Source organism: Hymenobacter sp. BT491 (genome assembly GCF_014349165.1).
Classification (GTDB): Bacteria; Bacteroidota; Bacteroidia; order Cytophagales; family Hymenobacteraceae; genus Hymenobacter; species Hymenobacter jejuensis.
Genome location: NZ_JACSJJ010000001.1, coordinates 920,911 through 934,089 on the forward strand (window position 1 = coordinate 920,911; position 13,179 = coordinate 934,089).

Sequence of the window (13,179 nt, forward strand, 5' to 3'; positions counted from 1 at the left end):
TTATTTAACCAGCTTGATGGTCTTACCCGTCATACTTCCCGAAGTGAACCGGAGGTAGTATTGACCGGTAGGCAGATCTACACTGCTAAGATCCAGTGAGTTCTGCGCAAGTCCGCTGTTGACTGCGAGCGAAGTGCGGTACACTTCCCGGCCCATCTGATTAATCAGGGTGACGCCCATGGTTTCAGCAGCCTTTACATCGGTAGCTACCGTGACCTTATTCACGAATGGGTTTGGATAAGCCGTGGCAGAGGCAGTTACGCCAGCAGTTTTAATGTCGGTGGTGGTAAGGCCTGAGGTAGAGGCTTTTGTAATAACTTCCACGCCCGAGAGGTTAGCATCACCACCGGTGGTCGTGATGCGGATCACACCGTTGGTAACATTCGTTGCGAAAGGACCAAGTTTGCTCCACTTACCAGCTGAGCCGCTCGTGTAGTTAGCTACCGTTTGTCCGTTGATCATCATGCTGAACGTCTGCGAGAAGTTGTCTTCCCATACGTATACGTACACGTCGTAGGTGCCATTCGGTACGCTGCTCATCTGAACCACTGGGTTTTTAGACCAAAGTGAGGAGCGAATCATTTGAGCGCGAGCAGCATCAGTAGAGGGCGTCAGGGGGACATTTTGAGCCGAGAAAAAACCACCGGTCAGTTGTACGTTGGCAGCTCCTGAGCCAGCTTCCCACTTGTTGCCGTCGATCGTGAGAGCACTGCCACCCAGGTTAAGAGCCCGGTAGAACTTGTTGGTAATCACAGCAATAGGAGCAACTACTTGGGCGGAGACAGCGGCGGAAGTGGTGGCGGCGCCGGCGTTGTCGGTGGCGCGGGCCGTGAAGCTGTAGGTGCCGGCCGGGGCGTTGGCCCAGGTGAAGGCGTAGGGCGCCGTGGTGGTTTCGCCCAGCTTGGTGCCGTTTTGGAAGAACTCGACCTTGGCCACCGTGCCGTCGGCGTCGGCGGCTTTGGCCGACAGGCTCACCGTCGTGCCCGACACGGTCGGGGTCAGCGCCACCGTCGGCGCTTGGTTTGCAGGAGCAGGAGTTGGGGTTGGAGCAGGTGTAGCTGTTGCGGCACGGAATAAGGCCGAAGCGGGTACCGTTTGCTTGCTTACCCCCGGACCTTGATAGCTCACAGCCAGCGTTTCCTCGCCACTGTTCTCAAAGAAGGTCACGGTCAGGGCATGCTTGCCCGCCTTCAGGCCGATGACACCGCCGCGCTCTTGTGCAGCGTGAATACCGTTGTTGTCGACTACCAACTGGCTGCCGATAAAGAGTTGGCTGCCGTCGTCGGAAGAAGTATAGAAGGTGTACTCGCCGTCGGTGGGTACTTCGATATAGCCCGTGTAGCGGAAGCCAAAGTTGTCGTTGCGGTTGCGCGGGCTCAGATCGAACGTAGACACGGTGCCTTGCTTCACGATGGCTTGACCGTTGAAGTCAGGCAGGCCGCTCCAAGTGCCTTCGTGGTAGCTGTAGGCCAAGCCGTTGACTACATTGCTGGGGTTGTCAGCTGGGCGCAGTGCTACGAGAGTAGGAGCGGGGGCCGCAACTTGGGCGGAGACGGCGGCGGAGGTGGTGGCGGCGCCGGCGTTGTCGGTGGCGCGGGCCGTGAAGCTGTAGGTGCCGGCCGGGGCGTTGGCCCAGGTGAAGGCGTAGGGCGCCGTGGTGGTTTCGCCCAGCTTGGTGCCGTTTTGGAAGAACTCGACCTTGGCCACCGTGCCGTCGGCGTCGGCGGCTTTGGCCGACAGGCTCACCGTCGTGCCCGACACGGTCGGGGTCAGCGCCACCGTCGGCGCCTGGTTTGCAGGGGCTTGCGCAATCGTATTAGCGGCCAGCGGGCCTAACGTAATGGCTTTGTTGCTAACCTTAGTTAACCATGAGGCATACTCATCCTTCTCAGTCTGTAGGGAGATAGTGCCTGCTATTCCCTTGTTGTTTACGTTGGTATGTATGTTTCTGAACCAGAAGTCGTTACGACCATTGTACACAGAGGTCTTAACATAGCCAACTTGGTTGTCGTGGAACGAGATGTTGAAGAAGGTATCGCTGACGTTGACGTTGTTATCGACGCTGTTAACCGAGAACATACCCACGTTTGACGACTGCAAATACTGACCGTTAGCCAAGTAACCACCTGATACTACGCGGTTGTCAAATACTTCGATGTCATGGCCGTTCGCAACGGCCACGCCGTAGTGGGTCGTGCCGATAATCTGATTGCTGTAGCATTTGATGAAGCCGCTGGCATCCACAAGCGAAGTTGGGTTGCCGTCGCCGAGCATGATGCCGCCGCCGGTATGGCCAGGGTCAGTGGCTACTACCGGATAGCTGCCCTGAATCAAGTTATCATGAATCAACAGGGGGCTGTCGGAAGTGCCGTTCGATTTGAAAATGTTGATGTTATCCTCAACAAAGCTATTGTTAGCCGTATTGATAACCTCGTTCCAACCGATCTCCATGCCTCTTACGCCCTGGGCGCTATTGAGCTGGATAAACTGTGCAAATGCGCCGCGCGTCGTGCCGGGGAAACGACCGTCGATGTTACGCGCTTGGTTGTAAAGAACCTTAACAGATTGGTTGGTGCTGCGGTCGCCGGCGTAGCCAGCGATGTAAATACCAGCCGTCTGCTCCATATAGTTATGTTCCAGACGAACATTCTTCACTTTAGCCGACTCGAAAAAACGACCAGGGCTGTAGCCGCTGACATTAGGAGTGAGGCCGTACCCCCGGGTGTTCCGAATGGTCACGTCGCCGTTTAACATCGACATCACCAGATGACCGCGGCTCCGAATCACCGAATTTTCGATGATTACTGGCTCACTCGTTTCAATTTTAACGGCTGCCGTTTTGGAGTCTTGGCTTTCCCAGTTTCCACTGTAGGTGCCACCTTTCGTGATGGTGATAGGACCACTGTACGTCACGTTCGGCGACTGCGAATGGGCTTGTTCTGCTACAGGACCCATCAGCAGGATGAGCAGCATTGCCATTACTGACCCGTAGTGGGGGAGTTGGGATACTAACTTCTTCATTAGGGGGCGCAATTGTACTTTTAGAGTTTGGGTTCGGAACGATGGGGATGTAGCCGGCTGGGCTACATTCCGGTAGTCAGTGCTTCTGCTCAAAATTTCTAGGTTATTTCAAATGCTTACTTCTCTTCTTGCCAACTGTGCAATTGAACTTCGAGGACAAAGCTAAGAAGTAATACTTGGACTGGAAAGTCTAAATGTTATATTCTTGAACTGTTTGTCAATTATATGAAGTATTAAAGATTATAACAATAATGTGGCAAAATAAATTTTAAACGCTCTAAATGATGGTATTTATTTAACTATTCTAATACACGTTCAAAATTATGTTATAGCCTATCACGGATATATTAAATTAAAGTGGATATTATGTTTTTGTACTTTTATTATAATGAGATGGAGTATAATTTTTAAGGATGCTCCAAACGTTCAAATTGACCGAATAGTATGTTTGTTCGTTTTGTCGTTGGTGACGTGACAGACCTTTTAACTCGGTTTTAACTTTTTTAATATCACGGCACTATATATCGTTTCGCCAACGCTTGAGGTGGCTTGGGAAAACCCTGGTATTCGCCAGCAAAACAATCTGAACTAATACCAGAGGCAGCAAGCTCTTGGTACAGGTTCGCTACCACATCCAAAGACTTAGGGTATAAATAAAAAAGCAGCTTCCCCTCCCTGTATTAGAGAGGGGAAGCTGCTTATCGTGGACGCGGTTGGGGTGTAAGTGCCTGTACTAAAGCGGTCGTTTACAACGGTTAACGCAGAAAATAGCCTACAATGCGGCGTGCGTAGCCATTAACTAAGAATAACGGTAGGTAACGTGGTGGGCAGTTGCGGCGCGCAAATCGTGTGAAGTCGCGCAAGTTGGCACCACCTCGGATACTGAACAGGTGGTTGTAGTAATTGCGCAGGCTCTTTCGCTGGCGGTTTTGAGTGTCGCCGCTTTCTTCAGGATAGGTGCCCAAATGGGCATCGAAGTTAAGATAGACCTCAAAGCCGGCCAGCCGGGCTTGGTGGGTAAAATCGTAATCGGCGTAATAATGCGGGAGAACTTTCTCGGCAAACATCCCAATCCGATCAAACACTTCCCGCGGAATGAGCAGGCCACGGCCGGGCAGGTTTTGGGTACGGTGCAAGCCGCGGCGTTGCTCGGGCGTTAACTCATGGAGCAAGTTGCGGAAGCTGCCCGTGCGCCAATCGAGCCAGCCGCCGCCATAAATCGGCTCTTGGGTGCTGGCATCCAACTCGAATGCGCCGTAAAGCGCCGGTGGACGGCTTTCGGCAGCTTCCATCATGCGTGCCACAAAATCTGGGTAAGCCACCACATCGTTGTTCATGGTCATACACCACGTGGCGCCTTGCTCTAGCGCGTAGCGAAGCCCCAGATTTACGCCAGCCGTCCAAAACAAGGAGCCCGTACCAGGCAGCACAATCACTTCCGGGTAATCGGCTGCGAGAGCAGTAGCAGTGCCATCCGTTGAACCGTCGTCTACGATTACCACCCGAAAATTCGGGTTGGTTTGTTTGCGTAGCGAATCGAGGCAGGCACGGGTATACTTAAGCCGGTTGAAAACAGGAATGACGATGTATAACATAGTAGGCAGGGGCAAAAAAATAAATGGGCCAGAAGCTAGCTACTGGCAATGGGGGCTGTCGGCGGAGCGCTAGGCTGGGCTTCCTCCTGAAGTTTAGGATCAGCGGTACCGTAAAGCCGGAGCAATTTGGAAAGGGAATCACGCATTGAGTAGTGCTTTTGAATAAACTGCCGAGCGGCTGCTCCGTACTTAATACGTAATTCTGGCGACTCAATCAGCTCGTACAGAGCCTCAGTTAGTGCCTGGGGGTTTGGCGGTACGCACCGGCCGGTTTGGCCGTCTTGTACAAGGTCGCGCAGGCCATAATTGTCGTACACGGCAGCAGCCATGCCGCAGCTCAGCGCTTCGAGCAGCGAAATACTAAGTCCTTCGAACATGGAAGGCATGACGTAGATATCGGAGGCTAGCAACGCCGTGCGTACGTCATGCAACTGGCCTACAAAGCGTACAATATCGCTTAAGCCAAGCTCTTGAGCCTGCTTTTGCTCAGCAAGATGTGTTTGTCCTTCGCCTACGTGCAGGTAAAGCAGAGGGCTCGAAACCTTCGGGCGTAGTGCAGCAAGTGCTTCGAGAATGGCGCCGTGATTTTTGATGGCTGAGCAACCCCCAACCGAAATAAGTACAACGGTCCCGTCGGGTACTTGGTAGTGTCGGCGCGCCGCAGTCCGCTCTTCGGCATTTCGGGCGGGTACGAAGTAGCTCTCGTCGAGCCAGTTGGGTACCAGCGTGGTCGGATTGTGGTAAGTGATTTCTTCTACCTGTGCCACTGAAGGCCCAATGGCTGTAAACCGTGCACCCAATTGCCGGGCAATCCAACGGTATAGCCCGCGCCGCATCCTGACCTGTCCTTTGAAAGCAAATGCATTGTGCACCGTCGAAACCAGATGCGGCACACCTGCCAGGCGTGCTACCAGCAAATACCAGAAGAAATTCTGCTCGGTATGATTGTGTACAACTGTGAATTTTTGCTGCCGCAGAAAGCGGTACAGCTGCCATAAATGTCCGATCGAATAGTTTTTGAAGGGTCGATGGTGCACCCTGAAGCCCGCTGCCGCCAGCGTATCGGCGTAGTCGCCTACCTCCGAACCGTCAGCGAGCATGTGCTGCTCATAGCCCTGCGCATTCACGGTGGGTGCAGCAAGGCGCAGCATTACTTCGGCGCCGCTAAAACGCAACGCGTGAAGTACATGCAAAACTTTAGGGTTGTGTTGAGAGTGCGCCATGAAACCAAAAAAAGCAGTAGTTGTGTAAGCTATTGATTATCAGATTGTTGTATATTAAAAACTGCCCCTGCTCCTGTAATGTATTATGCCTTGAAAGAGGTTAGCGGAAGGCTATGGATTTTACTTCTTATAAACTGCTAATAATAAGGAAGTTGTAAATCTATGCCAGAAAGGGGGCCACATTACGAAGTCGCGCAACTACTTTGTCGCGGAGAGTGCCCCGCAGTTGACGGTAATCTGAAATCGTGTCGCGCAGGACGAACGACGGATGCCGAAACGGCTGAGCAAGCGCTCTTACGGGGAGCTCGGCCAAAGGATGCGCGGCATTGTGCGTATGCGTGGCGCCGCCCCCAAAACCAATGTTGCTGATCAGGTTGACGGCCGGCGTGATGCACAGCCCCGATTGTACCAGCACGGCAAACGACCATTGGTAATCCCAAGTATCGAGGGTGCGTGCGTGCGTGGCCCATAGTGGCTTAAGCAACATTCTGGCTTCCAGTGAGTTGAAAAAGCGCCGCCAGAAATAATGTTTGCCTTCCAGCTCCGGGAGCAGCCGTGTGGTTACATCGTAATGCTGCCAGGCTCGGCGCCAAGTAGCCCAGCCCCAAATTGCTGAGTAGTTGGAAAAATAGTATGAGTAATCGGGATCACGGTGCCAGCCCCGGAGGTAGTTGGTGCCGTTGATGTGCATTACGCGGGTATCGTCGCGGTAATGATGCAGCATCTCCTCGCAGTATGTATAAAAAGAGGGTTCCGGCAGGCAGTCGTCTTCCAGAATAATGCCTGCCTCTTCGTGGCTGAAAAACCAATCGATGGCTCCGCTCACGGCCTGCCGGCAGCCCAGGTTTTCATCCCGAAACAAGGTGTGCACTTCGCAGGGCCAGTCGACGCCATCCAGAATTTGCTGGCGTACGGTTGCGCAGGCTTCGGCTTCGGCGGGCCGACCGGCGCGGGGGCCGTCGGCGGCTACGTACAGGCGGGGTGGTCGCGCAGCCCGAATAGAATCCAGTACGCGGGTCGTAACATCCGTACGATTGAATACCACAAACAATATCGCTACGCGGGGAGCGGTGGTTGGAGGGGCGGCAGAAGGGGCAACGGTAATCATAGCTAGGCGTGCTGAGGAACCGAAAGATCGGAAGGAGCGGTGGCAGAAGGGGCGTTAGTGGGCAATGCCTCGTGTAAGTGCTCCGGATCGTCTTCAAGGACTCTGATGCGCAAAAGCCCAAACCCAATTAGCCCGTAGGTGCTCAAAGGCAAAGGGTAAGAGTAGCCATAGATTAACGTGGAGACAATGAGGGTCGACCAAGCCAAAGCTTCCGGCGATACCGGGGGGCGACGCACCAGCCGAAGAGCAACGCTCAAGTGAGGCAAGATGAAGACAATCAGGCCAATACCGCCAAGGTAGAAAAGTACATCTAGGTAGAAACTGTGGAAAAAGTGGCCATAACCATCTTCGAACACGGTGCCGCCGTTTTCCTGCTCGGGATCGTAAAACTGGATGGGCAGTTCGAAACCTTCAAACCGCATGCCGGCAACCGGATGGCTGACCACGAAGGGCCAGTACGAGCGGAACTGCTCCCGCCGCCACAAGCCAGTACCTTGACTCGACGAGTTTTCGATGTCCGACATATTCTCCGATACCTTCTCCAGCACTTCGGGGTAGCTGACCAGGATGAAAGTTGTCGCCAGCATCATCAGCACCACCGGAATGCCGAGCATCGGGGTTAGCTTCGAGAGGCTGATGCGCTGTGGCGCCACCCGTAGCAATAGCAGGAAGTTAACACCCAGCGCAGCAGCGCTTACTACCCACACCGTCCGGTGCTGAAAGAAGAAGATGGCGCCCGCTGCCATAAAAAACAGCAGCAAATGCTTGGCAGCCCGCGTCGTGAAGTACGTATTGAAGTGGTAAAGCAGAGGCGTGACCAGTAGCAGCGCCGAGGACGCTACAATGCCCCGGTCGTGGTTGAGAAATGCCCCAATGGAAACCGCTTTGTAGTTGACCAACCCCAGGTTAAGCACAAATCCGATCCAGATCAACGTGGAAATGTCGCCCATAGTAATGCGCCCAAACCGGTTGTAGAAGGCGTAGGAAGCAGTCAGGATGTATAGTACCATCGCTTTCTGGAATACGTGGGGGTAAATCATAGGCACCCCATAGCGAAGCAACGATTCGCAGACCAGCAAGGCCGTAATGGTTGTAGCCCCCCAAAATACCCAAAGTGTAATGCCCCGCATGTAGCGGTACAGCAGCACGCTTACCAGAATGCTGCCGCCGACTAAAATGCGGGTATAGAGCTGAAGTCCGTAGGCTGAGCTATCCTCTGAGGCTGCACCGCTAAGAAGGTCCGAAAACAGAACATCGGAATACAGCGCTGCCAGTATGCCGACTATATAGAGAAAGCGAAAGTTGATTTTCATGGAGTACGTGCCTAACTGCTGGTAGCCAGATCGACTTGAGGCGCAGTCTGTGTAAGGGGCTGACCTGCAAGTACTTGTCGATAAGCAGCCTCATAAGCCGCCGTAACGGCAGGAATAGAAAATCGCTGAGAAACCGCAACAGAGGAGTAGGTGCTAAGTGCCTCGTAACGAGATGGTTGCGTCAGTAGATCGTAAAGCGCATCGGCCATGGCAGTAGGAGAATTTACATCGACCAGCACACCACAGCGGCCTTCGTCGAGCACCCACGGCACCGCTCCCGACATTTCGCCAGCCACCACGGGCAGGCCCGCTTGCATGGCTTCGACCAGCGTCATGCCGAAGGATTCTTCGCGAGCTGGGTGCAGCAGAATGTCGAAATCGGGCAGCAGGTTCAGGATATCGGTGTGTGACTTAAGGCCCGCAAAATGCACGCCGTCGGTGGCGGCATTGGTTTCGGCCCAGCGCTGGGCTTGGCCTCCGGGACCGTATTCGTCGCCAAATACCCAATATTCGACTTCAGAACCCAAGCGGCGCCGCAATTCCTGAAAAGCCAGCAGAGCCGTATCGGCATTTTTGCGCTCCGACCAGCCCGTAAGCAAGGAAATGATGCGATAGGGCGGCTGGGCCGGAAAAGAACGCGGCCCGCCGGGCGCTTGAAGCACGGCATTCGGAACGACAATTGGCTTACGCTTAGCAGTTTCCAACGCCTTGGCCAAATAAGGCGACACAGCCGTAAAATTGCGTCCCCGGCTCAGAACCAGTAACTTCAGCATCAGCCGAAACACCCGGTACAGATCCCGCTGGTAGCGCAATACCAGCCACGGATCGTCGTGGAGCGTAACCAAGTGCGGCCACCCGCTAGCCAAAGCCCCCCGCGCAAACTCGTAAGCCCAATGGGCGTGCACAATCTCAGGATTGTCCTGAATGATGAAATCCCGAATCTGATCGGCTTCTTTTTTAAACAAATCGAAGCACCGATAACGGGCTTTGTTGCGGAAGTGGCCTACGTAGATAGTCAACTGTGGCCCCCGCAACACCACCGGCTGCCTAAGCTTGAGGTCCAGAGTATAGATCGAAACGGCGTGCCCGGCGGCGAGTAACCCGGTTACCAGAGGCGTAATGGCACTCCCCCCCAAGCCAGTGGGCTGGGCAACTCCCTCCGGCAGATCGAGGTACTGGTGCAGCGCGGGGATGTCGATAGGAGTGGCAAGTCCGATTTTCATAAGGGTAAGCTAACTCCGGTTAGATCATGGACCGCACTACAGAAACGGCCTTTCGCCACAAAGGCCGGAACGGCGGGGGATATGATACGGCCGGATCGAAGAAGCCCCGTTGCGAGTAGTCGACCCGAATGCCGTGCTGGGCAAACAAATCCACTACTACATCGGCCACCCACGTACCGCGGTAAACGCCAGTAGTCGGAGCAAAGGGCAAGATGGCATGCGCCGGATAGTCAAACTGCGTCCGGTCGATGGTGTAGGTTTTGTCGTTGGCCTTCCGGATGCGGCGGGCGATGTAGTATTCGGTCTGCCAAGGGTCTTCGTGCGCCCGGAAATACCGGCCCATCCGCTTCACGTTCCATAGCGAAGGCATGGCGCTGAACACATACGGGTCGGAGCTGTCGATTTCCCAGAGCAACGGGTAGGGGCTAGGGCGGAAGGGGCCATGGTTGGCATGGTCCGTAACACCGATGTAAAGCAAGTTGTGGTCGTGCATACAGGCCACAAGCTCGTTCATAACGTCGCTGCGAACCCGATCATGCAAGAAGATATCTTCGTTTAGATAAAGTATAACTTCCTCTTTTACAACGTGTTGTAAAGCAAGCTTGATGCGCTTGCCACTTACAATGGTGTTGGTGCCAGCGAAGCGGGACACCTGCGTGCATACGATGTTAAGGCCGGGAAATTTGAAATCCTTGGTTTCGGTATTCAAATAAATCGTGCCTTTGTAGTCAGGCCAGTAATCGGCAAAAAGGGTAAAAAAGGGCTCCCAACAGTCAGAGTAACTATCGGTACTGCTCACAAACACAGCAAAGGATGGTTGGGAGGGAGAAGTCATAGTAAAAATTGACAATAGATAATGTAGTTAAGCGGGTTGAAGAATAGATGAAGAAGGGGAGACTATCAGCTGCTCGACGCGGCCTATGATTTCTTTGAGCGGAAGCGCGCCACCAACAACAGCTTGTTGCGAAGTGCCGGCTGCAATGTATTGGTAATTATGCCCTAATGCGGTTGCCAGACGAGCGTAGCAGTCGTTGAAGTAGCCGTTGGGAAATATCTCTAGTACGTCCAAACCTGGATTGGCCCACACCATGTGGGTAAGACCGGCTCCGTGTAGGGCAATGATGGTTTGGGCTCCAGCATAGCATTGTACTTGTTCCGAAAAATCGAGGTTTTCGTTGTATACGATTTCCACACCAAGGTCATTCAGCGCCTCTTCCAACTGCGCCTCATCGGCTAGTTGCCGGGCAGTGGCCAACCGCCGTGATATATATACGTGTCGACGACCGGGAATGTCTTCTTCAGGCAACGGTGACAGAAAAGTCTGTCGCAACTCATGAATAGCCGACGGATGTACAAAGCCTGCATCGGACTCTACGGGCAGTAGTTGCAGCTGGGGCACTCGTACAGCCCCATCAGCCCGCACGGTCTGTTGTTCCCAATCGGGACCAAAAGCCAACGCCAACGCCTGACCCATGTAAGCAGGGCAAGCCGCCGCAGGTGGCAACAAGAGCTTGGCATCAGGCCAGCGGCGCTTGGCCTCCAACGTGTTAGGCAGAATTTCGGTAAGCCAATGGAAAAAAGGGCTGGGCGGACAAACCACAACAGGCCCGGAAGCGGCCAGTGGTTGCAGGGGCAGCAGCAGCTCGGGAGTATTATTGCCCCAACCCGCCAATCGGCGCACCGAGCCAATGCTTTCGGCCAAGGTCACGTTGGCGGCCGGAATCCAGGTGAGGCCTGAATAAGGCGACACGCACACATCGCGCAACGAGTAGGCAAAGCGCGCACCAAATGCTTTGTGCCGCCGGAAATACGTGGGGTAATAAATCGGAAAATCGTAGTAAACAACTTGCGGCTCTTCCAACTCCTCAATGGCTGATACATGCGGTTGCAAGCTGTCCCAGCCGGAAATTTCGACCAGCGAACGGGCCGCAGAAGCAGGTAGGCTACCGGCCACCGGTCCGAGTAGCGTACGGCTAAATCTCTTGACTAATACGCTCCGGACATTCGCTGCCACCCAACCTTTGGGGCGACGGCCAACCGGCGACGGAGCCAGCAAGTTGATGAGGCGGTCGCGAAGCGGGCCAGGCCGTAGGTGTTCCCGGATCTCGTGGTAAAAGCGCATCCGAACGAAGCGGTTCCAAGGCATGAGCAATTGCCCGAACAGCGCTACCGCACCCAATGGCAGCAAGATCAGCAGCTGTAGCAGAGCGCCCGCGTGCAATGCGGCCAAACCAAGGCGTACACTGCCCAGCACGATCGCAACCAGCAAGCCTGTAAACAGGGCCGGCCAGTAGCAGCTCCAAAGCTCAGCAATGGAAATCGACAAATACCGCCGAATAGCTAACTGATACGCTAAGTTGCGCACCACTTCTACCGCCAGAATGGTCAAGACCATAGCAGTCAGGCCATAATGCGATGATACCCAGAGGCCTGCGCCCATCACCACAATCAGGCAACTCTGCAACGCCACTTTAAACTTAAGCTTGGCCAAGGCCTCGCAGAGCGCGCCGCTGTACATGGTGAGCAGGTTGAAACCCACCACCAAAGCCAGTAAGCCCAACAACGGAATAGCAGCATCCCACTGCGGCCCCAGCGCTACGCGCACGATAGGCTCAGCAGCGGCAGAAATACCGGCGGCCAATGGCAGCAGTATCCACACCGACAGCGTAATTGCCGTCAGGTAGAGTTGGCGCAGCTTAGGCAAATCATTTTGTAGGCTGCTGTACGAAGGCAGCAAAACCCGCGAAATACTGTTGCTAAGATGATATAACGGTAAATGCACCAGCATCAGGGTGCGGTTGTACAGGCCCAGCGACCACGTGCCCAGCAAGCGGCCAATTCCGACACGGTCGAGGTTACTGCCTACAAATTCGAGGATGCTAACTGCCGAAACAGCGCCCCCAAAATGCAGGAGCGGCTGGTAGTGTTCCCAGCGAATCGGCGGACTCAGACTGTGGCGAACATAAAGCCACGCCACCACGGCCGTCAGGAGTTGGTTAGTGAGTGTGGCCCCAACCAGACTCCAAATCCCGTAGCCAGCCCAAGCCATGCCCAAGCCTACTACACCATAACCAAACAAGAAGCTGCCCAACTCGATCCGCGCCAGCAGATCGAAGGCCAGCCGCCGCCGTAGCAGGCTGAGCGAAGTGGCGCCTAAGCTTGTGAACAGGAAAGTAAAGGACATAGCCCGCAGTACTTCCACCACGCCTGGCTCCGAGAAAAGATGCTTAATGAGTGGGGCGCCCAACCATACAATCCCAGTTGCGGCAAGGCCCAGCACAAGCGCTACCGTGAACGTAGCTCGCACGTGAACGGGCTGTAGATCCTGACGCTGGATAAGCGCTTGCTCCAGACCCATTTGGGCAAAATAGCTGCCGAAGCTAATGACCACCATTGCCATCCCCATCAAGCCAAAATCGGCGGGCGTAAGCAGGCGCGACATGACCGCCGAGTACACGAATTGCAATACGGCAATAGCACCCGTCGCAATCATGCTCCAGCGCAAGCCGCGTAAGGTGCTAGCCGGTATAGAGGATGAATCAGACATCGTGAAAGAATCTCAGGTGTAGCAATAAGCAGTGCGAAGCTGCTTACCGAGAGCAGAAAACTAGAGCGCCAAAAACCGATCCGAAGCGAGCGGGATCAGTAAATAATAAAAATAAAATAATGGCTACTTTAACATAAATATCTGATTAT

8 protein-coding genes are annotated in these 13,179 nt (G+C 54.3%); all 8 read right to left on the reverse strand.

The genetic code is table 11. The features are described from left to right. The 8 genes from H9I52_RS03860 to H9I52_RS03895 all read right to left on the reverse strand — a co-directional run bounded on the left by H9I52_RS03860 (nucleotide 1) and on the right by H9I52_RS03895 (nucleotide 13,030). Complete coding sequence (locus tag H9I52_RS03860; protein ID WP_187452729.1) at nucleotides 1-3,021, reverse strand: Ig-like domain-containing protein; 3,021 nt, start codon at nucleotides 3,019-3,021, stop codon at nucleotides 1-3. Nucleotides 3,022-3,776: 755 nt separating this feature from the next. Further along, complete coding sequence (locus tag H9I52_RS03865; protein ID WP_187452730.1) at nucleotides 3,777-4,616, reverse strand: glycosyltransferase family 2 protein; 840 nt, start codon at nucleotides 4,614-4,616, stop codon at nucleotides 3,777-3,779. Between the two features lie 35 nt (nucleotides 4,617-4,651). Continuing rightward, the gene (locus tag H9I52_RS03870; protein WP_187452731.1) at nucleotides 4,652-5,809 is read right to left on the reverse strand and encodes a glycosyltransferase; all 1,158 of its coding nucleotides are present in this window, start codon (nucleotides 5,807-5,809) and stop codon (nucleotides 4,652-4,654) included. Nucleotides 5,810-5,999: 190 nt separating this feature from the next. Further along, the gene (locus H9I52_RS03875; RefSeq protein WP_187452732.1) at nucleotides 6,000-6,947 is read right to left on the reverse strand and encodes a glycosyltransferase family 2 protein; all 948 of its coding nucleotides are present in this window, start codon (nucleotides 6,945-6,947) and stop codon (nucleotides 6,000-6,002) included. 2 nt (nucleotides 6,948-6,949) lie between these two features. Then, nucleotides 6,950-8,260: an O-antigen ligase family protein gene (locus tag H9I52_RS03880; protein ID WP_187452733.1), complete on the reverse strand. Its 1,311-nt coding sequence runs from the start codon at nucleotides 8,258-8,260 to the stop codon at nucleotides 6,950-6,952. Between the two features lie 11 nt (nucleotides 8,261-8,271). After that, nucleotides 8,272-9,483 carry a glycosyltransferase family 4 protein gene (locus tag H9I52_RS03885; protein WP_187452734.1) on the reverse strand — a complete coding sequence of 404 codons (1,212 nt, stop codon included), beginning with the start codon at nucleotides 9,481-9,483 and terminating at the stop codon, nucleotides 8,272-8,274. Between the two features lie 19 nt (nucleotides 9,484-9,502). Beyond that, nucleotides 9,503-10,318 carry a hypothetical protein gene (locus tag H9I52_RS03890; RefSeq protein ID WP_187452735.1) on the reverse strand — a complete coding sequence of 272 codons (816 nt, stop codon included), beginning with the start codon at nucleotides 10,316-10,318 and terminating at the stop codon, nucleotides 9,503-9,505. Nucleotides 10,319-10,345: 27 nt separating this feature from the next. After that, nucleotides 10,346-13,030 (reverse strand): oligosaccharide flippase family protein, encoded by a 2,685-nt coding sequence (locus H9I52_RS03895; RefSeq protein ID WP_187452736.1) that lies wholly within the window; start codon nucleotides 13,028-13,030, stop codon nucleotides 10,346-10,348. Nucleotides 13,031-13,179 lie beyond the last annotated feature (149 nt).

Coding starts and splice junctions, on each gene's coding strand:
- H9I52_RS03890 (WP_187452735.1), bottom strand. CDS start 10,318: ATGACTTCTCCCTCCCAACCATCCTTTGCTGTGTTTGTGAGCAGTACC.
- H9I52_RS03860 (WP_187452729.1), bottom strand. CDS start 3,021: ATGAAGAAGTTAGTATCCCAACTCCCCCACTACGGGTCAGTAATGGCA.
- H9I52_RS03880 (WP_187452733.1), bottom strand. CDS start 8,260: ATGAAAATCAACTTTCGCTTTCTCTATATAGTCGGCATACTGGCAGCG.
- H9I52_RS03885 (WP_187452734.1), bottom strand. CDS start 9,483: ATGAAAATCGGACTTGCCACTCCTATCGACATCCCCGCGCTGCACCAG.
- H9I52_RS03875 (WP_187452732.1), bottom strand. CDS start 6,947: ATGATTACCGTTGCCCCTTCTGCCGCCCCTCCAACCACCGCTCCCCGC.
- H9I52_RS03865 (WP_187452730.1), bottom strand. CDS start 4,616: ATGTTATACATCGTCATTCCTGTTTTCAACCGGCTTAAGTATACCCGT.
- H9I52_RS03895 (WP_187452736.1), bottom strand. CDS start 13,030: ATGTCTGATTCATCCTCTATACCGGCTAGCACCTTACGCGGCTTGCGC.